We start from the raw sequence: 22,130 nt of genomic DNA, 5'->3' as shown, positions 1-22,130 counted from the left end.
GGATTAAGGTGTAAAGAGGTGATTTGTTATGGAAACGTTTAGACGTTTAGCGAAGTATTATTTACCTGATAAGCGGTATTTTATTTGGTCCTTAATTGCATTGGTATTTGTTACGGCCATTACCGTTATTTATCCAGTATTTTTACAAATTGCCATTGATGTAGGGATTACAGGTGGAGAGTATGGAATCATTCCTTACCTGGCCATTGGCTTAATAGGAATTATGGCTATTAAAGGTGTAGCGACATATGTCAATCAGTATTTTGGCGATCTTTTCGGCGTTCGATCAGTTTATAGACTACGAAAAGATTTATACAAAAAATTGCAATATCTTCCTTTTCGCTACTATGATAATGCTAAAACAGGTGACTTAATGTCACGGCTAACAGCAGATGTAGAAGCATTCCGCTTTTTCCTTTCATTTGGTTTTGCCCAATTAGTTAACTTCGTCTTACTTGTTGGATTTGCTATGGTTGTTATGTTTTACTATTCCGTTCCCCTTACCTTAGTAACAATGGTTACACTTCCATTTTTAGCAGTTGCTGTTTACAAATTTGATCAACGAGTTCACCCGGGCTTTCGTAAAGTCCGCCGTTCCCTTGCACGGTTAAACACAAAAGTACAAGAGAATGTTAGCGGCATGCATACTGTTAAAGCGCTATCACAAGAGACGTCAGAAAAAGACCGGTTTAGTGATACAAATGAAGATTATCGAACGAAAAACATTGCCATTTCAAATGTGTGGAGTACATATTTTCCGCTTATGGAGTTTATCGGCAACGTCTCTGCTGTTCTCCTTTTAGGTTTTGGAGGGTATTTAGCAGTTCAACAACAGCTGACAGCAGGTGAGTTAACGGCATTTTTTAGTCTCGTCTGGTTTATTATTGGACCAATTATGAACCTAGGATTTGTTATTAACCAATTTTCTCAGTCAAAAGCTTCTGGAGAGCGATTGCTAGAAATTTTAGATGAAAAAGAGCGTTTCAACGGACCAGAAAAAACAAAGCCTTATGCGAAATTAAAAGGAGAAGTTCGCTTTGAAAAGGTTAGTCTGCGCTATCATAATAAAGCAAAAAATGCCCTTACGGATTTAACGTTTAATGTGCCCCAAGGTTCAACCATTGGTTTGGTTGGTTCAACCGGTTCAGGAAAATCGAGTATTATTCAACTACTAATGCGGTTTTATGAAAAAACGTCTGGAGAGTTACTTATTGACGGAAAGCCCATTGAAGAATATGACGTGAAGGAATTACGTCAAAACGTAGGAATTGTCTTGCAACAAACTTTTCTTTTCTCTTCTTCCATTCGGGATAATCTCGCTTACGGAAATCCTGATGCTTCAATGGAAGACATTATCACGGCTGCAAAACGAGCTGATGCCCATGAATTTATTGAACAACTACCTGAAGGGTATGATACTGTCTTAGGAGAAAGAGGTCTAGGGTTATCAGGCGGTCAAAAGCAACGAATTGCCATTGCCCGAGCAATGATTATGAATCCAAGTATTTTAATTTTAGATGATTCTACAAGTGCAGTAGATATGCAGACTGAAGGAAAGATTCAAAAAGCAATGAGAGAGATTATGACTGGACGAACAACGTTCATCATTGCGCATCGAATCTCTTCCGTGAAACATTGTGATCAGATTTTTGTGCTTGATGAAGGAGAAATTACGGAACGCGGTACACATGAGGAGCTACTTCAAGAACACGGAATTTACCGTAGAATTTACGATATTCAAAACCAAGATCAACATTATGTACTTCAACAGGCTTAAGGAAGTGATGAATGATGGAAGAAGTGAGGAAAAAAACGCGTTTTCATTATCCTGTTGAACAAATTATTGAAAAACCGTTTAACTGGAAACAAATGGTGCGGTTGTTTAATTTCTTAAAGCCGTATGCGAAAACGCTGTTACCGAAAACGATACTAATGATGCTGTTTGCTACTGCTGTTCGCTTAGCAATACCTATTTTCATTGGGGTCTTTGCAGTAGGACAGCTAGAGCAAGGTGTAGCGACAACACAGGATATGCTCGTATACGCAGCGATTGTGCTTGGTCTTTATGCTGTTTCATATGTTGCCAATTACTTTAGGATACGTTGGATGAACCAGCTAGGGCAATTTGTCATCTTTGATATTCGAAAAAAACTGTTTGATCATATTCAGCATTTATCCCATCGCTTTTTTGATAAGCGATCAGCTGGATCCATTCTCGTTCGAGTCATTAATGATGTCAACTCGCTGCAAGATTTATTTACAAACGGTGTCATTAACTTGTTAATGGACATCGTTATGCTCCTTGGAATTGTAGCAATTTTGTTTTACTTGAGTCCAGAACTTGCTGTTGTAATTTTAATTATCTTGCCGATTATGTTCTTTATCTCAACAAAGTTAAGAAGAAAAATTCGTCGGGCTTGGCAAACGGTTCGTTTACGCCAGTCCCGATTAAATTCTCACTTGAATGAAAGCATTCAAGGGATTCGGGTTACGCAAGCCTATGCCCAAGAACATGAGAACATGGACTTCTTTGATGATGTAAACACTCAGAATTATGAAAGCTGGCGTGAGGCAACGAAGCAAAATGCGATGTTTCGCCCATTTGTAGAGATGGCTAGTGCCATCGGTGGCGCCATTCTTATATGGTACGGAGCGTTTCTTATTCAAAGTGACGGTAGCGGATTGACGTTAGGCGTTTTTGTATCTTTTGCTTTTTATATTGGCATGTTTTGGGAACCAATCTCAAGACTCGGTCAAGTGTATAATCAGCTACTTGTTGGAATGGCTTCAAGTGAAAGAATCTTTGAGTTTTTAGATGAAGAACCAAATGTTAAAAGCAAGAAAGACGCAAAACCGTTAACCGATGTAAAAGGAAAAATGGTCTTCAAAGACGTTGAGTTTTCATATGATGACAAGCGAATGGCGTTAAAAGGAATCAATTTAACCTTTGAAGCCGGGACAACTGTAGCGTTAGTAGGTCACACAGGCTCAGGTAAATCAACGATAGTTAACTTAATGAGCCGTTTTTATGACCCGTCCAAAGGTGAAGTGCTGTTAGATGATGTGAACCTTAAAGATATTAAAGTAGGTGATCTTCGTAGCCATGTTAGCTATGTGTTACAAGATACGTTTATTTTTGCAGGCACAATTATGGAAAATATTCGCTTTGGTAATCCTCATGCAAGTGATGATGAGGTCATGCATGCAGCTAAAGCAATCGGTGCAGATACGTTTATTAGTAAATTAGAAAATGGCTATGCTACAGAAGTAGAAGAGCAAGGAAGCGTCCTGTCAGTAGGTGAGAGGCAGTTACTTTCTTTTGCTCGGGCACTGCTTGCAGATCCTAAAATCCTCATTCTTGACGAGGCAACTGCTAGTATTGATACAGAAACGGAATTGAAAATTCAAGATGGGTTAAAGACGCTTCTTGCTGGGCGAACCGCCATAATGATTGCCCACCGTTTATCGACGATACGGGATTCTGATAATATTATTGTGCTTGAGCAAGGTCATGTGATGGAACAGGGCACACATAGCAAATTAATGACAGAAAAAGGCCTTTACTATCAATTAGTGAAATCACAGTACACCGCTATTAAAGAGTAAATAGGAGGGTCCTAGGAATGCTAAAAGTTGTTCCTATGACCTTTTTTTATGTAAACTACATTGAAGAAAGGTTTTTCCGTTTAAATTAATTGACTTTTTAGTTAAATGAGGTAGAATAAAAGCACTCTTTTATATAAAAAAAGAATGGAATTGAGGGAGTAGAGATGAAATACGCATTCGCAAAACGAGTTCGACATTTGCAATCGTCAGTAGTAAGGGATATTTTGAAAATTGTTAATCAAGGAGATGTCATTTCATTTGCTGGAGGACTTCCAGACGATGGTCTGTTTCCCACACAAGCTATAAAGGACGCATTTTCCAGTGCTTTTGAAAAAGGGAATAAAGCGTTTCAATATGGAGAGACAGAAGGCTATCGCCCATTGCGGGAAGTGATCTTACAACGAATGGCTGTTAAAGGGATAAAAGGCTATTCAGCAGATGATGTACTCGTTACAACGGGTTCACAACAAGCTATCGACTTGCTCGCACGGGTTATGATCAGTCCAGGAGACGTTATTTTAACAGAAGAGCCTACTTATCTAGCTGCCCTTCAAGTGTTCCAATCGTATGAAGCACAAATTGTGTCAGTCCAGTGTGATGAAGATGGTATGGTCATGAGCGACTTGAAAGAGAAAATAAAACAATATAATCCGAAGATGGTTTATGTTGTCCCGACTTTTTCCAATCCATCAGGTCGTGTTTGGACATTAGCAAGAAGGAAAGAGTTAGTTCGCCTTATAAAAAAGCAACATGTACTTGTTTTTGAAGACGATCCATACGGTGATATTCAGTTTACAAATGATTCATATACGCCTATCGCTGCTCTTGATAATGGCTCTCACGTTCTTTATACTAGTACCTTCTCCAAGACGGCGGTTCCTGCTTTACGTACTGGGTGGATTGTGGGACCTTATCAAATTATTCGAATGATGGCACAAGCTAAGCAAGCTAATGACCTACACTCAAATTCCTTAGCACACCAAGCTCTTTATGAATTGTGCCAAAATTTCGATCTTGATGGTCACATTCAGAAGATAAGCGAAGTGTACCGTACTCGTAAAGATGCGATGGTCTACCATTTGCAGCAAGCAAGGAGTGACGGATTACTACATTTTGTTGAGCCTAAAGGTGGAATGTTTTTATGGCTTGAACTTCAAGAACAAGTGAATGCAGAAGCGCTTCTTCCAAGAGCTGTTGAAAGAGGAATGGCTTATGTTCCAGGAGCACCCTTCTATGCAGAGAATCCAAAAGCGAACACGTTAAGACTTAATTTCACCCACGCCACAGAAGATCAAATTGAAACGGGTATGAAGATTTTAGTTGAAATGCTTCAACAAGTAGATATGGAACGAGCCCAATTAAAAAGTCGCTAATTTAGCGACTTTTTTTTACATTTGTCTAAGTCTACGTACGCGTTCGTCAGCTGGTGGGTGTGTAGAAAATAAGGAAGCTGCTTTTTTCTTTAGTGGATCTGCAAAGTAAAGTGAAGCTGTTGAACTTGATGCTTCTTCAACGGGTGTGTGTGTATCGGTAATTCGTTCTAATGCTGTGGCAAGTGCTTCTGGATTTCTCGTTAGTTCCACTGCACTAGCATCTGCTAAATATTCTCTGTTCCGTGAAATCGCGAGCTGCATAACAACTGCTATGATAGGTGCTAGTAAAACGAGAAGGAGAGCAATAATCATAATGAGCGGATGTTTATTGTTATTGTTTCGACCACCAGAAAAAATAAAGAACCGCATACCAATATCGCTAAGAATAGCTATAGCAGAAACAAGGGCGACGGCTATAGTAGAAAGACGAATGTCATAATTTCGTATATGTGCGACTTCGTGAGCTAGAACACCTTCAATTTCTTCTCGATTTAAACGGTTCATCAAACCTGTTGTTACTGCTACAGCACCTGATTTAGGCGATATTCCTGTTGCAAATGCATTAGGACTTGGATCGTCGATGATATAAATACGAGGCATAGGGATTCTTGCTGCAATGGATAGGCCTTCTACAGTGTGCCATAAAAAAGCTTGGTCTGTTGATGAAGTGATTTCTCTAGCATGGTTCATGCGCATCACCACATTTGTACTTGTTGTAATCATGAAGATCGTATAAACGGTAGCAATTACACCAGCAAAAATGGCCCCACTAATATAATCACCGGCTCTCACATACGTGACAGCTGACCCAATCCCAAGAACAATGATGATGAACAAACAAACAAGAAAGACGGTATTTCGTTTATTACGAGCAATTTGCGTATAGAACAAGCGCCTAAACCTCCTTAAAACGTAATTCGAACAGGTTCTTTCTCTTCGTCAGGGATGTCAAGCATATCATTCCTCGTAAAGGAATGAGCAGAAGCAATGATGTTTTGTGGAAATGATTCAATCTTTGTATTGTAGCGCATCACCATTGAGTTATAAGCTTGTCTTGCATAAGCAATTTTATTTTCTGTTCCACTTAACTCTTCTTGTAGATGTAAAAATTGTTGATTTGCTTTTAGATCAGGATAGGATTCACTTAAGGCAAATAACTGACGCAAAAGACCGTTTAGTTGTGCATCTTCTTTCACTCGCTCATTCCGACTTGCATTTGGTTCGGCAATGGTATTACGTTTTTCTATGACTAAAGCTAATGTTTCTTTTTCATGTTTAGCGTAGCCTTTTACGGTTTCAACTAAATTTGGAATTAAATCATAGCGTCGTTTTAGCTGTACATCAATTTGAGCCCAAGATTCCTCCACCCAGTTTCGATGTTTAACGAGGGAATTATAACTTCCAGCCCACAAAAGTCCAATGATAACAACTATACCAATAAGAATAATTAAGATCATACTGTTCCTCCTTCTTCCTTCTTCTTCATATTTACGGTTGTGTATACATATAGGTTTCGATTTTTATTAAAACATACGACCACAAAATAATGGAAATTTAAAAAGGTGGCATGAATAGACTGAATAGCCATAAAGTAGAGAGAAATGATTTGACTTCCATATAAGAGTACGTTACGATTTTGATAGCGCTTACATTTTGAAGTTATCTTTTTTGGTCTGATTCTGAACGACCGCTCATATTAAGGGAAAAGAGGAGAACACATAATGACTTTGACAAAAGATCAACTTATGATTCGGGATATGGTACGCCAGTTTGCACGAAAGGAAATTGCTCCATTAGCTGTTCAGCTTGATCAAGAGTCAAGATTTGCACAGGACATCTTTAAAAAATTAGGAGAATTAGGTGTTTTAGGTATTCCATTTCCTGAAGAATATGGTGGCTCTGGAGGCGACACGGTCTCTTATGCATTAGCCGTTGAAGAAATTGGCTACGCGTGTGGTGGAACAGGGTTAAGTTATGCAGCGGCAGTGTCACTTGGTGCAAGTCCAATCTACTATTACGGCACGGAAGAACAAAAACGCGAGCACCTTACACCTCTTGCAAAAGGACAATCGCTTGGTGCTTTTGGGCTAACTGAGCCAAATGCAGGATCCGATGCAGGTGGAACACAAACAAAAGCCCGTTTAGAAGGAAATGAATACGTTATTAATGGTGAAAAGTGTTGGATTACCAATGCTGAATATGCTCGAACCGTCATTGTTACGGCTGTTGTTGGTCAAAAAGAAAACGGCAAAAAGATCATTTCAGCATTTATAGTTCCTACGGATACACCAGGCTTTAAAATTTCATCTAACTACGACAAGATGGGTGTTCGGGCTTCGAATACGTGTGAACTTGTTTTAGAAGATGTTCGTGTACCAAAAGAAAATTTATTAGGTGATCCAGACAAAGGATTTAGTCAATTTTTATATACGTTGGATGGAGGACGAATTTCCATAGCGGCTCTTGCAGTAGGTATTGCACAAGCAGCTTTTGATCGTGCATTAGCGTACTCAAAAGAAAGAAAGCAGTTTGGTAAAGCAATTAGCTCCTTTCAAGCAATTCAGTTTAAACTTGCGGATATGGCAATGGAAATTGAACTGGCAAGAAACATGGTGCATAAAGCTGCACAGTTAAAAGATAGCGGGAAAGCATTTGGAAAAGAAGCCGCATATGCGAAGCTATTTGCTTCTGAAATGGCTACCCGTACATGTAATCAAGCACTGCAAATTCATGGTGGCTACGGCTATATGCGTGAATATGAGGTAGAGCGAATGCTAAGAGACGCGAAGTTACTAGAAATTGGTGAAGGGACATCAGAAATTCAGCGGCTTGTTATTGCTAGACATCTAGGTTTAGGAAGATAAGGAAAGGGGTCGATTTTATGATTCAGTCCATTCTCATTGCAAATCGTGGTGAAATTGCTTCTCGTATCATTCGGACATGTAAAAAAATGAAGATTCGCACCGTAGCCATTTATTCGGAAGCAGATCGAGATGCTGAGCATACGGTATTAGCTGATGAAGCGTACATGGTTGGAGAATCCAACGTGAAAGAAAGTTATTTAAATCAAGATCGTATCTTACTTATTGCGAAAGAAGCAAATGTAGACGCTATCCATCCTGGCTATGGACTTTTATCAGAACAAGCCGCTTTCGCTGAGAAATGCCAATTACACGGGTTTCGTTTCATTGGACCGGATGCATCGATCATTTCCCTCATGGGGGATAAGCTTCAAGCTCGAAAAACGATGATGGAAGCAGGGGTGCCCGTTATCCCTGGAACAGATGCAGTGGAGACAATTGAAGATACATTGTTTGAAGCAAATAACATTGGTTATCCGGTTATGTTAAAGGCAGCATCAGGTGGAGGCGGAATTGGAATTACAATTTGCCGTAGTGACGATGATTGCCAAAAAGCGTTTGAAAAAAATAAGAAACAAGCTGCACTATTTTTTGGAGATGGAGCCCTCTATATCGAAAAGTATATAGAAAACCCAAGACATATCGAGTTACAAGTATTAGCAGATGGAAAAGGGCGTACACTTGTTTTTGGTGAGCGAGAATGTTCTGTTCAAAGAAGACATCAGAAGATAATTGAGGAAGCACCGTCGCCTTTTTTAAAAGATGTAGGTCGACAAGAAATGATTAATATGGCATTAAAAGCAGCACAAGCCATTCACTATCAAAATGCAGGGACCATAGAGTGTTTAGTAGATGAAGACGGAATGTTCTATTTTTTAGAAATGAACACGAGACTTCAAGTAGAGCACCCAGTAACAGAAGAGATTTATAAGCTTGATTTAGTAGAATGGCAAATTCGAATTGCATCTGGTGATACGTTGCCGTGGAAGCAAGAAGAATTAACGCCAACAGGTCATGCCATTGAAGCTAGAATTTATGCAGAAGACCCGATTCGCTTTTTTCCGTCGCCTGGTACTGTGGAAAAAATTGAATTGCCCGAAGCGCCGCACATTCGTCACGAGTGTCCAATAAAAGCAGGGAGCGTCATTAGTCATTTTTATGATCCGATGATTGCAAAGCTTATTGTTCATGGAACGAATCGTGATGATGCGATAGCAAAGCTTGAAAACGCACTAAATCATTACACAGTGACTGGTATTAAAACAAATATTCCGGCATTAAAGGCTATTGTCCATCACCCTGTTTTCCAACAAGGGGGAGCAACAACTGCTTTTATGGATACGTATAGAGACGAACTAATAAAACGAATTCAGGAGGTTAACCAATGAGTTATATACAAGCATCTATGGCTGGTAATGTGTGGAAAGTAGTTGTGTCAGTTGGTGATCAAGTCGAACAAGGACAAGAAGTAGCGATTCTAGAATCAATGAAAATGGAGATTCCCATTGAATCAGAGGTGGCAGGGACGGTAAAAGCTATTCTTAAACCAGAAGGAGAGTTTGTTAACGAAGGAGATCATTTAATTGAACTTGACTAACCAATTTTTGAAAAAAGAAGGAAAAGAGGTTGTTACGTTAACTCTCGATCGACCAAACGCTGCAAATGCCTTATCAACGCAGCTGTTAAAAGAGCTACATGTTCACGTAGAGGCATTACGAGAAGATTCTCAAGCAAGGGTCATCATTATTCGTTCGGCTGGAGAAAAAGCGTTTTGCGCCGGAGCAGATTTAAAAGAACGTATGGCTATGACGGAAGAAGATGTTCGTGAAGCCGTTAAGTTAATTGGGAACACCATTCAAGGAATATCCACACTTCCTCAGCCCGTTATTGTTGCCGCAAATGGTCTAGCTTTAGGAGGTGGCTTGGAATTGGCTCTTGCGGCAGATTTGAGAGTATTTTCAGAGAAAGCGCAGTACGGTTTAACGGAAACCTCACTAGCGATCATTCCAGGTGCAGGAGGAACACAGCGTTTACCACGTATTGTTGGTGTCGGTAAAGCAAAAGAGTTAATTTATACAGCTAAACGTATCAGTGGTAAAGAGGCTGAATATATCGGGCTATGTGAATATGCTGTTCCTTCTTCTCAAGTGTATGAAAAAGCAGTCGAACTGGCGACCGTTATCGCACAAAATGGACCTGTTGCGATTCGCGCTGCAAAACAAGCGATAGACAGAGGTCTAGACTGCGCAATGGAGGATGGATTAAAGGTCGAAAACAATGCGTATCAGCAAACGATTAATACAGAAGATCGAATGGAAGGATTAAATGCGTTTAAAGAAAAAAGAAAACCCCGCTATCAAGGGTGTTAGAGGTGAGAGCGATGAGTATTGAAGAGCGATACAAGGAAAAAGTAGAGACGATTCACCAAGGCGGACAAGAAAAATACCATCAGCAAAATGAAGCGAAAGGAAAGCGTTTTGTTCGACAGCGACTAGCGCTTTTATTGGATGATGGCCTAGAAACCGAAGACGGTATGTTTGCGAATTCAGAAGCAGAAGGATTACCTGCTGATGGAGTTGTTTGCGGAACCGGTAAAATTAACGGTAAAACCGTTTGTGTTATGGCAAATGACTCGACGGTAAAAGCAGGCTCATGGGGTGCACGAACAGTTGAAAAAATTATCCGCATTCAAGAGATGGCTGAGAAATTAGCAGTACCAATGCTTTATTTAGTTGATTCAGCTGGAGCGCGTATTACCGATCAAGTTGACATGTTTCCAGGTCGAAGAGGAGCAGGCAGAATCTTTCATAATCAGGTAAAACTATCTGGGAAAATTCCACAAGTGTGTATTCTTTTTGGACCATCTGCCGCTGGTGGCGCCTATATTCCAGCCTTTTGTGATGTTGTCATTATGGTTGATGGGAATGCTTCCATGTATCTTGGCTCGCCTCGAATGGCTCAGATGGTTATTGGTGAAGATGTTTCTCTTGAGGAAATGGGTGGTGCGTCTATGCATTGCCGTGTGTCTGGCTGTGGCGATATGCTTGCAAAAGATGAGTTAGAAGCGATCGATTTAGCAAGAGAATACATTGGTTATGTCCCGCAAAGTTATAAAGATCGAGTAGCTGTATCAGAAGCCATTCCGCCTAAAGATTTACCTAAGTCAATTGAAGAAATCATTCCAGAAAATCAAAATGCGCCTTTTAATATGTACGATCTATTAGATCGGCTAGTAGACGATAACAGTTTCTTTGAAATTAAAAAGCTATTTGCACCTGAACTAATTACGGGATTTGCTCGTTTAAACGGGAGAACAATTGGCATTATAGCGAATCAGCCTAAAGCAAAAGGTGGCGTATTATTTCACGATTCTGCAGATAAGGCAGCAAGATTTATTACTTTATGCGATGCGTACCATATCCCATTGCTGTTTCTAGCTGATATTCCTGGTTTTATGATTGGGACAAAAGTAGAACGTGCAGGTATTATTCGTCACGGTGCAAAAATGATTTCAGCAATGGCCGAGGCAACCGTTCCGAAGATCTCTGTAGTTGTTCGTAAAGCTTATGGTGCTGGTCTTTATGCGATGGCAGGACCTGCATTTGATCCAGACTGTTGTTTAGCTCTACCGCAAGCACAAATTGCTGTTATGGGACCAGAAGCAGCAGTAAATGCAGTATATGCAAATAAAATTGCGGCATTAGCTCCGGAAGATAGAGCCGCATTTATTGCAGAAAAAAGAGAAGAATACAAAGAAAATATTGATGTGTATCGACTTGCTTCAGAATTAGTCATTGATGGAGTCGTTAATGGAAACGATTTGCGAGAAGAGTTAACACGAAGGTTCGCTTTATATGAAACCAAAGAAGTAGTTTTTACAGACCGCAAACACCCTGTTTACCCTGTATAGAGCACGAACGAATAAAAAGACTTAAGAAATTAAGTCTTTTTATTTGTCATTATGACCCTGTGTAACTGTCTTTTTTAATCAAAATTTATTTCCTTTTATTTCCTTAAAAAATTTTTTAACTAAGCATACATAGAAAACGAGACACCGTGACATTCTATAGTTACACAGGGAGGTGAAACATAATGGCAGATAACAGAAGTTCAAACAACCTAGTTGTACCTGGTGTACAACAAGCAATTGACCAAATGAAGTACGAAATCGCTTCAGAATTTGGTGTTAACCTTGGTCCTGATACAACTGCACGTGCTAACGGTTCAGTTGGTGGGGAAATCACTAAACGTTTAGTTAAAATGGCTGAACAACAAATGAGTGGCGGTTACCAAAAATAATTAAATACAATGGAACAAGAAAAGAGACGATTACCTCGTCTCTTTTTTTATTAGCGAATACGTTGTTCGTTATCTGGATTAAAGAAATGGGCTTTATTCATGTTTAATGCAAGTTCAATTGTATCTCCACTTTGTGCAGTCGTTCTAGAATCAACACGTGCTACAAATTCCTGGCCTTCAATTGAAGAATAAAGGACGGTTTCAGCACCAGTTAATTCAGCCACATCAATTAACGCATCAATTTTAGTTCCTTCTGATGAAGAGATGAAAATAGGTTCATCGTGAATATCTTCAGGGCGAATACCAAGAATAAGTTCTTTATCTGTAAACCCTTGTTCACGTAAAACAGAAAGTTTTCCTTCGGGAACTTCAATACGCTGGTTATTAATCACAAAATCTTTTCCATCTAATTTTCCGCTTAAGAAGTTCATAGAAGGGGACCCAATAAAGCCACCAACAAATACGTTCTCTGGATTATCATACACATCTTTAGGTGTTCCAATTTGTTGAATAAGACCGTCTTTCATAATAACGATCCGAGTCGCCATTGTCATCGCTTCTGTTTGGTCGTGAGTTACATAAATCGTTGTTGTCTGTAAACGTTTATGAAGTTTTGTAATTTCTGCACGCATTTGTACACGGAGTTTTGCATCTAAGTTTGAAAGTGGTTCATCCATCAAGAATACTTGTGGGTCACGTACAATGGCACGACCTAGTGCAACACGTTGACGCTGACCACCTGACATTGCTTTTGGCTTACGATCTAGCATTTCTTCTAATCCTAAAATTTTTGCTGCGTTATCTACCCGTTTTTTGATTTCTTCTTTTTTAAACTTTCTTAATTTCAAACCGAATGCCATGTTGTCGTAAACATTCATGTGTGGATACAATGCATAGTTTTGGAATACCATGGCAATATCGCGATCTTTTGGCGCTACGTCATTCATGCGCTTATCACCAATAATCAAATCGCCTTTTGATATTTCTTCAAGTCCAGCGATCATTCGAAGTGTAGTTGATTTACCACAACCTGATGGACCGACGAATACGATAAACTCTTTGTCTTCGATGTCAAGATTAAAATCAGAAACAGCCGTTACATCACCATCGTATACTTTGTAGACGTTATTTAATTGAATTGAAGCCATTTTTCTTCCCCCTCGTTTTTAACTATCTTTATTGTAAACCCTTTCATAAGATGAAAGCTATGTACAGCTTGCACAAAGAATGACAATATGACTTTGTGCAAACTGTACATGGACTAAATTGGCTGGTGCATAAACAAATACGTTAGCGCTGCATGAGAAAATACCCGCAAATCAAGGCCCGTTTGAGCATTGAATTTATCAAGACGGTATTGAAGACTATTTCGATGTAAATGAAGTGCTTTAGCTGTTTGTGATGTATTTAAATTATTTTGGAAGAAGACATGTATTGTATGTAACAGTTCTTCATCACGAAGTAGCTCATCTGAAAGGAAGTGACTTCGCAATTGTTTAAATTCGTCGTTATGTAATTGTTGCTTCAATTCAGCTAAACTGGATTCAGCGGCACTGAAAATATGAGTTGAACGTTTCGTATCCATTTGTTTTAAAAACAGCTTTTTCTCAAATAACAGCCTTGATTTAGATGGGGTCAATTGAATAGGAGTGCCTAAAAACGTATAAAGTACTGTATAGAAATCGGATTCAATTAATTCCGTTAAAGCATCTAAATCATATTCACGATAATTGGCTGGAAATAAGAGCAAGCCGTTTGTATGGCTTTCCCAAATCATGAGTGTAGAAATTGGAAAAAATGATAAAAGCGCTTCTCGAAACGAGTCAGGATCATCGATAGGTCGTTCAATAAAAAAGTGTAAAGCGATGAACGTTTCAGCATGTTGTGGTTCTTTACCAACAGCGTATAAATAATTTGACCATTCTTGTTCCTCCATTGTAGCTGGACGCGGTGTGTCATCTAATTCCGTTAGTAGTAAGGATAAGAGCGTTCGTTCACGTTCTGTAATCTTTAACCGGTGAAAATAAAAAACATGTTGTTTATTTTGAAAAGCAATACGGTCTATTACGTGATCAGTAGGCTGCCAAAATGCATGTGAAAATGTTTGGTTTATAATGTCATTCATTCGAGTACATACCTTTCTGTTGGTCGCTTGTGTGTAGTATAACAAAAAAAAAGCTCAAGATTGAGCTTTTTAATCCTGTTTTTCCTTTGTAATCGGCATGTCTTCTTCAATCTTTCCGCCAGAATGTGGATCAACACGCCCGCCATGTAAACCTTCGTTAACGTAGCGGTCAATATCTAGTTCGTACTCTTTACGACTATCCAAATCTTTTCGTTCCTTCATTTGACCATCCCTCCTCTTAATAGAATGGCAAATGGATTAAATTTTATGCTTCGGTTGATGTTCTTCTTCATAGACGTGATAAAGCATTAAATCATGGACAGCTTGTTTTAATTGCTCGTTCCTTACTTGCTCGTCAACTTGCGAATCCGTCCATGTAATGGAGCCGTCAAAATGATAAGTACCAGACACGAACTGCCCTTTAAAGTAAAAAGAAAAAGCCCAACTTTGCTTTTGAGCGCGTTGATATAAAGGTTTAAATTGAAAATGAACAAGCATGAAAATCCCTCCTTTATCAAGTTGTAAAGGGTTACATTTTTAGTCTATCATAGTGTTCGTTTTCTGTGGGAACAAAAATAAGCTATACTAAGAACAACGTATTTAAATTCTTTTTCTGAAGGAGGCAGTTTGCTGCTAAAAAGCAGTAAGCGTTTAATGTGCAATGGATTTTGTTAGTTTTTCTTCTCGCTGTAGTAGGTGCAATTGTCGGTGCTGCGACGAACGCACTAGCGATTAGAATGTTGTTTCGACCACATCGAGCGTACTATATAGGGAAGTGGCAACTGCCGTTAACACCGGGACTATTACCGAGAAGACAGCGAGAGCTTGCAACGCAGATGGGAAATTTAGTAGCTAATCATTTGTTAACAGCCGAAGGGTTAAGCAAGAAGTTATCGAGTGAGTTATTTTCAAAAGAACTTACGGATTGGGTAAGTGGACGAGTCAAACAGTGGTTAACAAGTGACAATACAATTGAGTCAATGCTTAAACCGATTCTATCTATTGACAATGGTAAAGAGCAGCTTGTTATTAAATCACAAACATGGTTAAAAGAACGGCTGATGCGATATGTGCACGAGAACAAAGGTACAGCTGCTAAACAATTGGTTCCACAGGAAATTCAGGCTTCCATCGTTAGCTATTTGCCAGGTCTTTCAGAAACGATGGTGTCAAAAGCGAGAGCATACGTAGAGAGTGCAGAAGGGCAAGAGAAAATGGCTGCTATGGCAGCTAACTTTTTGTCTTCTAAAGGCAAGTTTGGTGGAATGGTTTCTATGTTTCTTTCCAGTGAAAAAGTTGTGGAGATGGTCTATCCCGAAATTGTTAAATTTTTAGATGATGAAAAAACAACAGAAATGCTTCACGGTTTACTTGCTCGTGAATGGGAGCAATTACTTGATAAACCAGTATCCTCTTTTGAAGCAGAGAAGTACATTGACATTGTCATTGATAAAGCAACGGTCGGCTTAGAAAAGACTATCCCGCTATTAAATTGGTACGATGCACCGCTTCAAACATGGACAACCCCCTATATTGATCATATTGTCGATAAATGGGCTCCGCAACTTGTCCGTGTAACAACAGGCTATATTGAGGTGCATTTAACATCTATTATGAAGAGCCTGCGCTTAAATGAAGTGATCGAACAGCAAGTAGCATCGTTTTCTATGGCGAATTTAGAAGAGCTTATTATGAAGATTACAAAAAAGGAACTGCGGCTCATTACCCTATTAGGAGGCGTAATTGGAGGTACCGTTGGTCTTATTCAAGCTTTAATTGTTCATTTTTTTTATTAGGAATGGTCGTATGACGTGAATTCTGTCGACTGACGTGTTATAGTCGGTGGGTAGGGAGTGATAAACATGAGTATGACATATGATAAGGCACATGAATTAAAAGACGCACTTGAACAAAGTGAGGAGTTTAAGGCGCTTCATGAGCTACATGCACAAATCGAAGCAGATGAAATTGCAAAAAAAATGCTGGAAAACTTTCGTAAGCTTCAGTTAGACCTTCAACAAAAGCAAATGCAAGGGATCCAAATTTCTGAAGAAGAAGCGCAACAAGCGCAGCAGCAATTTGAACTTGTTCAGCAGCATGAGTTGATTTCAAAGCTAATGGAAGCAGAACAACAACTTAGTGTGATTATTACAGAATTAAACAAGATCATTACTGAGCCATTGGAGAAGATCTACGGCGATCCTTCTCAAGAACAGTAATAAACAAAAGCTTGCCACTTGTTAAAAGTGGCAAGCTTTTTTTAATGGATCCTTGTTCTACTTCATCTAAAAATGCATAAAACTTAAACAAGGATAGGTCCAGCTTTACAACATGAACTTCATGAAGGAGGAACACGTTTGAAAACCTATAATTTGTTAGTCATGAACATTGATAAACTGTTTTTAGAAGGGGATGCGAAGGCAACGAAAAAGACAAAAATGGCGATGGCATACTTAGAAAAAAAGCAGGTTTCCGTTGTCCTGGTAACGAATCACTCCTTTTCGTATGCAAAAAAAATTGCCCGAAATTTAAAATGCGACGCAACCATTATTGCTCACGGAGGGTCCTTTATATCTGATACAGATCAAAATGAATGGTATAATCGACCGTTGAGTCTTGAAACGACACTAGACTTATGTCACGTGATGGAACGATTTGATTGTGAGGTAAAGCTCCAATATGGAGATTATTGCGCGTCTATTCGTCCACAACATAAACAAACGCTTTTAGCAAGAATGTCATTCAATGCTCCTGGCGAGCAAATTTTATACCCGTTAACCTATGTGGACTCCTTGTATGAACATGTTTTGAAAGAAGGAAAAGGACCGTTAAACGTGAGCTTAAAATGTGATGAACAAAAAGACTTAGACTATATTTGTGAGATTGTTAAACAAGAGATTCCTGAATTAAACCTTGTGAAAACGAATAGAGGCGAATGCTTTTTGGTTGGAGCTGGTGCTGAAAAGGAGCGAGCGCTACAATGGCTTGTGAAGCGAAATCAGCTCTCTTTAGATCAGGTTATTGTTGTAGGAGTTGGTGAGGAAGACATAGAGATGATTTCAATGGCAGGTCTAGGTGTAGCGATGGGCGACGCAACAGACTCGGTAAAAGAAAAAGCGAATTGGGTGACACGCACGATGAATCAAGGTGGGCTAGCATACATGGTACATGAAGTGTTCCGTAAGCAGTTAAATATGCAATTAAAAGAGTAAACCTAAAGCCCTAGCGTCTCATTCGCTAGGGCTTCTATTAACGTGAAAACAAGATCATCTTGCCGTTGTGAGTCAAACGATGGGTTAAGGTTTGTGCGTTTGCTTCTTGTAGCTTTGCTTTTGCTTCTTGAATTGCGGATTCTTCAGATTCTGCTTCAATACGCTCATTTAAAACTACAGTACTGTCTTTGTTGTAGGCCGTTAAAAAATACGTCATAGCAACCTCCTGATAGCGTTTTCATTAAGTGTATCATGAATAAAGTGTGTATTCACCTATTTTCAGCTTAATGAATAGAGTAAAGAAAAAGGGGGAATACAACATGAGGAACGAAGAAATGATGTCGCTATGTCAACGCTATACAAACTACCCTGTTAAAGTTTCTTTAGCGAATGGTGAGGAGTTCGAATCGGTTATCGAATATGTGGATCAAGAAAATGTCTATGTACTTTATCCAGTTGATCAGAATGAATATCCAATGCAAATCACTCAACTTGAAGGCTTTCATTCTGCCAACGAGCCTCATCGCTATGGGTACGGCTATGGCTATCCACCTCCGTATGCCTATGGAGGATTTCGTCCATACGGGTGGAGAAGATGGGTACTGCCTTTAACAGCGCTAGCAGCGATTTCTTTACTATAGGGCAACTCACACGAGTTGTCCTTTTATTACATAATCGCGGAGTAATAGTCAAATAAATACGTGAGATTACGTAATTTACATACTTAAATGGCGTTTACCGTTAAAATTATGTAAAATGAATTACAAGTGAAACATAGAGAGGATGCTGAAAATGGAGAAGTATGATATTTACTTAGTTGAAGATGAAGAGAACTTATCAGAAGTTTTAAAAGCATATATGCAAAAAGAAGGTTGGAACGTTACGGTTTTTGATAATGGCGATGCTGCAGTTGATGCAGTGTCGAACAAGCCTCACTTGTGGGTGTTAGATATTATGCTTCCTGGCACAGATGGGTATCAAGTGTTAAAAGCAATAAAAAATGAAGAAGATACGCCAGTTATCTTTATTTCTGCAAGAGATCAAGACTTAGATCGTGTGTTAGGTCTTGAGATGGGGAGTGATGATTATTTGTCAAAACCATTCTTGCCACAAGAGCTCATTATTCGTGTAAAGAAAATTTTAAATCGGGTCTATGGGTCAAGTACATCAGATGTACAAAAAGTCGAACTAAACGCATATACCATTGATCCTATAGGACGTACGATCATTGACACCGAAGAGAATAACGAAGCGGTTGATTTAACAACAAAAGAAATGGATCTAATGTTATTGTTATCAGCTGAAATTGGTAAAGCCTTCTCAAGAGAAAAAATTATCGAGCATGTTTGGGGCGATAATTACTTTGGATCAGAGAGAGCTGTTGACGATGTTGTCCGTCGAGTTCGTAAGAAAATGCCGCGTATTCATTTAGAAACGCTTTATGGATACGGATACCGGATCTTATCCTCATGATAAAAATTAACTTAACGAGACGAATATGGCTTGCATTCGTTTCGTTAATTGTGCTTGTTGCACTCTCCATCATTATTGTTTACCCCATTTCAATCCGTGGGGCGCTGACAGAAGAAACCTACCAAATTATTGATAATAGTGTAAGGGACCAATTAATGCAGGAAGATGCAAACTGGGAGACGTTCCTGAGCCAGCAGCCAGGGTTTTACCAATCTAGGCAGGAGCAACGAGCGACGGTTTCGTTTTTAATTGAAATTACCGGATCGACGTATGCCATCTATAATACACCAATTGATGTTGTGCCTGACCCACCGGTTCATGAAGAGATGCGCCAAAATGCAGTTGAGCAAAATACCCAAACAGGTCGATATGAAACGACGTTTGGTGGACAAACTCTTTTCTATACGGTGAACGATTTAGTTAGTCCAATTGAAGGGTCTGATTTATATCTTATCACCTATATGTGGGACACATATCGTGATGAAATGGTTCAGAACCTTTGGGAGCGACTGCTTTATTTATTATTGCTCACAAGTGCACTAAGCTTACTTCCTGCTATTTGGTTAAAGCATTATTTGCGACAACCGTTAGCCATTTTAGAAAATCATCTTGAACAAATTGCCAATCGAAACTGGCAAGAGCCGTTAAAGTGGCAAGGGGACGAAGATTTTGAGCGTCTTTCGTATCAATTTGAACGAATGCGGCAAAATTTAAATAGCTATGATCGTGCGCAAAAAACGTTTATTCAGCATGCTTCACATGAATTGAAAACACCGATTATGGTCATTAAAAGCTATGCCCAATCAGTAAAAGATGGCATTCTACCAAAGGAAGATCTTGGAAAGACAATGGATGTCATTACAGAAGAAGCGAACCGGATGGAGCGTCGTGTCATTGACATGCTTTATTATACAAAGCTTGACCAAATGCAAAAAGATCAACTTAAAGTAGAAGAATTTCCGTTTGGAAAACTGGCGTATCAGATTGAAGAGCGATTCCGTTATCAAAGAGATGATGTAACCATTGATGTACAAGGTGCAGATAAAATACTAAAGGCGGATATTGAACAATGTGAAGTGCTCCTAGAAAATCTAGTCGAGAATGGATTGCGCTATGCTAAACGTCAATTAACGATTCGTGCGGAAGAAGATGAGCGCTATTCTTACGTAATTGTTGAAAATGAGGGAGACCCTATTGATGCAGATCTAAGCAAATTGTTTAGTCCTTTTTACAAAGGAAATAAAGGGAAATTCGGTTTGGGTTTAGCTATTGTTAAACAAATTGCCGAATTGCATCACGGATTTGCGAAGGTAGACAATATGGAGGAAGGCGTTCGATTTACGATTGGATTGCCAAAACCTTATCAAGCACAAGATGTGAAACAGAAGAAAAAAGAAAAGAAACGTTCGTAAAGGGTTGATCTTGTCATCGTCACTGTGTGGCAGGATCAAGCTTTTTTTTATTCTTTAAGTAGAAGCGTTCCTACGAAGAGAGTGGTGTATGCTATACTAATGGAAGATTATAATGTAAAAGAGGTGACCGTTATGGAAAAAGGAATAAAACACCATCAAGTAGGGGAAGCGGTTAATCGGTACTTGTTAATAAAAACGGCAACGAAACAAATAGCGAGTAATTCTAAGCCGTTCTTAACCTTAATTTTAGGGGATCATACAGGTGAAATTGAAGCGAAATTATGGGGTGTCTCGCCAGAAGATGAAGGCACATTTGTAAATAGAACAATTGTACATATACAAGGAGATGTCATTGATTATAGAGGACGGACTCAATTGAAAATTGCTAGCATTCGTCCTACTAGTCCAATGGACGGTGTTGAGATTAACGATTTTGTGCGATCAGCTCCATTGTCAGCTGAAGACATGCTTGATGAAGTTAACCAATTTATTTTTGATATCCAAAACCCAAATATCCAGCGTATAACTCGTTATATTGTGAAGAAGCATCAAACCGCGTTTGTAGAATCCCCAGCAGCGACAAAAAATCATCATGAATTTATGGGTGGTTTAGCTTTTCACGTTGTTTCTATGCTCCGTCTTGCCAAAAATATCGCCGCACAGTATGAAAATTTAGATACAGATCTACTTTATGCAGGCGTCATTCTCCATGATATTGGTAAAGTGAAAGAACTCTCTGGTGCCATTGATACAACCTACACCCTTGAAGGAAAGCTGCTTGGACATATTTCCATTGGTGCAATGGAAATTCACGAAGCGGCACAAGAATTGAAAATTGAGGGTGAAGAGCTATTGATACTTCAGCATCTTATGCTCAGTCATCATGGAAAAGGGGAATGGGGAAGCCCTAAACCACCATATATTCGTGAGGCAGAGGTGTTACATATGATTGATAACGTTGATGCAAAAATTAATATGATGGATCGTGCGCTAGAGCGAGTAGAACCAGGAGAATTTTCTGAACGAATTATGGCATTAGAAAATCGAAGCTTTTATAAACCGAGCTTTCATAAAAAACCACTCGATTTATAAAAGAAGTTCTACTTAGGCTTGTTCAACCATATCATTAGATAGGAACGCTTACTAGAAAGTAGAAAGGGTGAATAATTCTAATGAAATCAAAAGAGACAAGCCAATTTCTTGCACTTGGAGCTGTAGTGGTATTAGTTGTAGCCTTTCTGTTAACACAAACATCTGTTGGTCAATTCGTTCTTGCCAGTCCTTGGTGGACGTATTTACTAATCCTCGGTATTCTCTTTAGTGGCTATCAGTGGATTCGAGCACTGAAAGAAGAAAAAGAAATCGATGAGGATTTTATTGAGCAAGAAGGAAATGTCTATATGGAACGTATTCAAGAAGCGAAGAAATTAAAAGAACAGCAAGAGCTTTAACTCTTATATTTTGATTATAAAAGAATGGCCTTCAGGATAGAACGATCTCATCCTGAAGGCATTTTGTTTGTACTGAAAACGTAAGAAAGAAGAGAGCAACCACTGCTTTAACGATCAGCCATCGTTTAAAGGAAAAAAGGAAGGGGATACTGTACCTCGATTACCGTTTGCGTAATGGTTTGCCAGATTGATGTTGAATGCCAAGCCAAAAACAAAGGGACAACTGGCAGTTATTGTAGCGCAATAATCTATTCATGAAGGGTAGGTAAAGGGGCTAGCCAAAGGGAGATGATATCACGGATCCAATAAAGCGTTTCA

At 39.2% G+C, this 22,130-nt stretch carries 24 protein-coding genes; 17 read left to right on the top strand and 7 right to left on the bottom strand.

Annotated features, from left to right (window positions below; all coding sequences use genetic code 11):
• Positions 1-28: 28 nt before the first annotated feature.
• The 3 genes from BK583_RS14070 (at position 29) to BK583_RS14060 (ending at position 4,979) form a co-directional block, all read left to right on the top strand.
• Positions 29-1,777: an ABC transporter ATP-binding protein gene (locus BK583_RS14070; protein WP_055737328.1), complete on the top strand. Its 1,749-nt coding sequence runs from the start codon at positions 29-31 to the stop codon at positions 1,775-1,777.
• An 11-nt stretch (positions 1,778-1,788) separates the two neighbouring features.
• Positions 1,789-3,606 (top strand): ABC transporter ATP-binding protein, encoded by a 1,818-nt coding sequence (locus BK583_RS14065; RefSeq protein ID WP_134259302.1) that lies wholly within the window; start codon positions 1,789-1,791, stop codon positions 3,604-3,606.
• A 164-nt stretch (positions 3,607-3,770) separates the two neighbouring features.
• Entirely contained in the window at positions 3,771-4,979 is a 1,209-nt protein-coding gene (locus BK583_RS14060) for an aminotransferase-like domain-containing protein (RefSeq protein ID WP_055737329.1), read from the top strand.
• Between the two features lie 15 nt (positions 4,980-4,994).
• Here BK583_RS14060 and htpX read toward each other — a convergent pair whose 3' ends face one another.
• Together htpX and BK583_RS14050 are read right to left on the bottom strand one after the other, a co-directional pair.
• A complete protein-coding gene (gene htpX / locus BK583_RS14055; protein WP_055737330.1) occupies positions 4,995-5,870 on the bottom strand; it encodes a zinc metalloprotease HtpX in 876 nt (291 codons plus the stop codon).
• A 14-nt stretch (positions 5,871-5,884) separates the two neighbouring features.
• Positions 5,885-6,436 carry a LemA family protein gene (locus BK583_RS14050; RefSeq protein WP_055737331.1) on the bottom strand — a complete coding sequence of 184 codons (552 nt, stop codon included), beginning with the start codon at positions 6,434-6,436 and terminating at the stop codon, positions 5,885-5,887.
• 264 nt (positions 6,437-6,700) lie between these two features.
• Here BK583_RS14050 and BK583_RS14045 point away from each other — a divergent pair, with 264 nt between their 5' ends.
• The 6 genes from BK583_RS14045 to BK583_RS14020 all read left to right on the top strand — a co-directional run bounded on the left by BK583_RS14045 (position 6,701) and on the right by BK583_RS14020 (position 12,139).
• Positions 6,701-7,843 carry an acyl-CoA dehydrogenase family protein gene (locus tag BK583_RS14045; protein WP_055737332.1) on the top strand — a complete coding sequence of 381 codons (1,143 nt, stop codon included), beginning with the start codon at positions 6,701-6,703 and terminating at the stop codon, positions 7,841-7,843.
• A 17-nt stretch (positions 7,844-7,860) separates the two neighbouring features.
• Positions 7,861-9,228 (top strand): ATP-binding protein, encoded by a 1,368-nt coding sequence (locus BK583_RS14040; RefSeq protein WP_055737333.1) that lies wholly within the window; start codon positions 7,861-7,863, stop codon positions 9,226-9,228.
• Complete coding sequence (locus BK583_RS14035; RefSeq protein ID WP_038478543.1) at positions 9,225-9,437, top strand: acetyl-CoA carboxylase biotin carboxyl carrier protein subunit; 213 nt, start codon at positions 9,225-9,227, stop codon at positions 9,435-9,437. Before BK583_RS14040 ends, BK583_RS14035 begins: the two co-directional genes overlap by 4 nt.
• Positions 9,430-10,209, top strand: coding sequence for an enoyl-CoA hydratase (locus BK583_RS14030; RefSeq protein ID WP_055737424.1), 780 nt, complete (start codon positions 9,430-9,432; stop codon positions 10,207-10,209). The genes BK583_RS14035 and BK583_RS14030 overlap by 8 nt, the downstream gene beginning before the upstream one ends.
• Before the next feature lie 11 nt (positions 10,210-10,220).
• A complete protein-coding gene (locus tag BK583_RS14025; RefSeq protein WP_055737334.1) occupies positions 10,221-11,750 on the top strand; it encodes an acyl-CoA carboxylase subunit beta in 1,530 nt (509 codons plus the stop codon).
• 182 nt (positions 11,751-11,932) lie between these two features.
• On the top strand, positions 11,933-12,139 hold the full coding sequence (locus BK583_RS14020) for an alpha/beta-type small acid-soluble spore protein (RefSeq protein WP_038478549.1): 207 nt from the start codon (positions 11,933-11,935) through the stop codon (positions 12,137-12,139).
• 50 nt (positions 12,140-12,189) lie between these two features.
• On the opposite strand, the gene BK583_RS14015 is transcribed toward BK583_RS14020, so the two are convergent.
• The 4 genes from BK583_RS14015 to BK583_RS14005 all read right to left on the bottom strand — a co-directional run bounded on the left by BK583_RS14015 (position 12,190) and on the right by BK583_RS14005 (position 14,762).
• A complete protein-coding gene (locus BK583_RS14015; protein WP_055737335.1) occupies positions 12,190-13,287 on the bottom strand; it encodes an ABC transporter ATP-binding protein in 1,098 nt (365 codons plus the stop codon).
• Positions 13,288-13,400: 113 nt separating this feature from the next.
• Complete coding sequence (locus tag BK583_RS14010; protein WP_038478555.1) at positions 13,401-14,264, bottom strand: PucR family transcriptional regulator; 864 nt, start codon at positions 14,262-14,264, stop codon at positions 13,401-13,403.
• Between the two features lie 69 nt (positions 14,265-14,333).
• Entirely contained in the window at positions 14,334-14,486 is a 153-nt protein-coding gene (locus BK583_RS20795; protein ID WP_166740298.1) for a hypothetical protein, read from the bottom strand.
• Between the two features lie 36 nt (positions 14,487-14,522).
• Positions 14,523-14,762: a YheE family protein gene (locus BK583_RS14005; RefSeq protein ID WP_038478558.1), complete on the bottom strand. Its 240-nt coding sequence runs from the start codon at positions 14,760-14,762 to the stop codon at positions 14,523-14,525.
• A gap of 158 nt (positions 14,763-14,920) precedes the next feature.
• On the opposite strand from BK583_RS14005, the gene BK583_RS14000 reads away from it, so the two are divergent.
• From BK583_RS14000 to BK583_RS13990, 3 genes are all read left to right on the top strand, one after another.
• Positions 14,921-16,060 carry a DUF445 domain-containing protein gene (locus BK583_RS14000; protein ID WP_055737336.1) on the top strand — a complete coding sequence of 380 codons (1,140 nt, stop codon included), beginning with the start codon at positions 14,921-14,923 and terminating at the stop codon, positions 16,058-16,060.
• Between the two features lie 66 nt (positions 16,061-16,126).
• Positions 16,127-16,483: a YlbF/YmcA family competence regulator gene (locus tag BK583_RS13995; protein ID WP_038478567.1), complete on the top strand. Its 357-nt coding sequence runs from the start codon at positions 16,127-16,129 to the stop codon at positions 16,481-16,483.
• 138 nt (positions 16,484-16,621) lie between these two features.
• The gene (locus BK583_RS13990) at positions 16,622-17,476 is read left to right on the top strand and encodes an HAD-IIB family hydrolase (RefSeq protein WP_055737337.1); all 855 of its coding nucleotides are present in this window, start codon (positions 16,622-16,624) and stop codon (positions 17,474-17,476) included.
• Between the two features lie 37 nt (positions 17,477-17,513).
• Here the strand turns inward: BK583_RS13990 and BK583_RS13985 are convergent, their stop codons facing one another.
• Positions 17,514-17,693, bottom strand: coding sequence for a YhzD family protein (locus BK583_RS13985; protein ID WP_038478572.1), 180 nt, complete (start codon positions 17,691-17,693; stop codon positions 17,514-17,516).
• Positions 17,694-17,796: 103 nt separating this feature from the next.
• Between BK583_RS13985 and BK583_RS13980 the strand changes: the two genes are divergently transcribed.
• From BK583_RS13980 to BK583_RS13960, 5 genes are all read left to right on the top strand, one after another.
• Positions 17,797-18,117, top strand: a complete 321-nt coding sequence (locus BK583_RS13980; protein WP_038478574.1) for a hypothetical protein — start codon at positions 17,797-17,799, stop codon at positions 18,115-18,117.
• 151 nt (positions 18,118-18,268) lie between these two features.
• A complete protein-coding gene (locus BK583_RS13975; RefSeq protein WP_055737338.1) occupies positions 18,269-18,949 on the top strand; it encodes a response regulator transcription factor in 681 nt (226 codons plus the stop codon).
• Complete coding sequence (locus BK583_RS13970; RefSeq protein ID WP_055737339.1) at positions 18,946-20,361, top strand: sensor histidine kinase; 1,416 nt, start codon at positions 18,946-18,948, stop codon at positions 20,359-20,361. Before BK583_RS13975 ends, BK583_RS13970 begins: the two co-directional genes overlap by 4 nt.
• 132 nt (positions 20,362-20,493) lie before the next feature.
• Positions 20,494-21,453, top strand: coding sequence for a 3'-5' exoribonuclease YhaM (gene yhaM / locus BK583_RS13965; RefSeq protein WP_038478577.1), 960 nt, complete (start codon positions 20,494-20,496; stop codon positions 21,451-21,453).
• Positions 21,454-21,533: 80 nt separating this feature from the next.
• Positions 21,534-21,812, top strand: coding sequence for a sporulation YhaL family protein (locus BK583_RS13960; RefSeq protein WP_078440192.1), 279 nt, complete (start codon positions 21,534-21,536; stop codon positions 21,810-21,812).
• Positions 21,813-22,130 lie beyond the last annotated feature (318 nt).

The sequence above is a fragment of the Shouchella oshimensis genome (assembly GCF_002019765.1).
Lineage (GTDB): Bacteria > Bacillota > Bacilli > Bacillales > Bacillaceae_D > Shouchella > Shouchella oshimensis.
Note: the sequence above shows the minus strand (reverse complement) of the source record. Positions and strands in the feature narration are given on the sequence as shown.

Bases quoted from the DNA above. Each gene is read 5' to 3' on its own strand.
- BK583_RS13995 (WP_038478567.1), top strand. From the start codon at position 16,127: ATGAGTATGACATATGATAAGGCACATGAATTAAAAGACGCACTTGAA.
- BK583_RS14010 (WP_038478555.1), bottom strand. From the start codon at position 14,264: ATGAATGACATTATAAACCAAACATTTTCACATGCATTTTGGCAGCCT.
- BK583_RS13985 (WP_038478572.1), bottom strand. From the start codon at position 17,693: ATGACGTATTTTTTAACGGCCTACAACAAAGACAGTACTGTAGTTTTA.
- BK583_RS14065 (WP_134259302.1), top strand. From the start codon at position 1,789: ATGATGGAAGAAGTGAGGAAAAAAACGCGTTTTCATTATCCTGTTGAA.
- BK583_RS14025 (WP_055737334.1), top strand. From the start codon at position 10,221: ATGAGTATTGAAGAGCGATACAAGGAAAAAGTAGAGACGATTCACCAA.
- BK583_RS13970 (WP_055737339.1), top strand. From the start codon at position 18,946: ATGATAAAAATTAACTTAACGAGACGAATATGGCTTGCATTCGTTTCG.
- BK583_RS14005 (WP_038478558.1), bottom strand. From the start codon at position 14,762: ATGCTTGTTCATTTTCAATTTAAACCTTTATATCAACGCGCTCAAAAG.
- yhaM (WP_038478577.1), top strand. From the start codon at position 20,494: ATGGAAAAAGGAATAAAACACCATCAAGTAGGGGAAGCGGTTAATCGG.
- BK583_RS14035 (WP_038478543.1), top strand. From the start codon at position 9,225: ATGAGTTATATACAAGCATCTATGGCTGGTAATGTGTGGAAAGTAGTT.
- BK583_RS14015 (WP_055737335.1), bottom strand. From the start codon at position 13,287: ATGGCTTCAATTCAATTAAATAACGTCTACAAAGTATACGATGGTGAT.
- BK583_RS13975 (WP_055737338.1), top strand. From the start codon at position 18,269: ATGGAGAAGTATGATATTTACTTAGTTGAAGATGAAGAGAACTTATCA.
- BK583_RS14020 (WP_038478549.1), top strand. From the start codon at position 11,933: ATGGCAGATAACAGAAGTTCAAACAACCTAGTTGTACCTGGTGTACAA.
- BK583_RS14040 (WP_055737333.1), top strand. From the start codon at position 7,861: ATGATTCAGTCCATTCTCATTGCAAATCGTGGTGAAATTGCTTCTCGT.
- BK583_RS13960 (WP_078440192.1), top strand. From the start codon at position 21,534: ATGAAATCAAAAGAGACAAGCCAATTTCTTGCACTTGGAGCTGTAGTG.
- BK583_RS14060 (WP_055737329.1), top strand. From the start codon at position 3,771: ATGAAATACGCATTCGCAAAACGAGTTCGACATTTGCAATCGTCAGTA.
- BK583_RS20795 (WP_166740298.1), bottom strand. From the start codon at position 14,486: ATGAAGGAACGAAAAGATTTGGATAGTCGTAAAGAGTACGAACTAGAT.
- BK583_RS13980 (WP_038478574.1), top strand. From the start codon at position 17,797: ATGAGGAACGAAGAAATGATGTCGCTATGTCAACGCTATACAAACTAC.
- BK583_RS14070 (WP_055737328.1), top strand. From the start codon at position 29: ATGGAAACGTTTAGACGTTTAGCGAAGTATTATTTACCTGATAAGCGG.
- BK583_RS14050 (WP_055737331.1), bottom strand. From the start codon at position 6,436: ATGATCTTAATTATTCTTATTGGTATAGTTGTTATCATTGGACTTTTG.
- BK583_RS14045 (WP_055737332.1), top strand. From the start codon at position 6,701: ATGACTTTGACAAAAGATCAACTTATGATTCGGGATATGGTACGCCAG.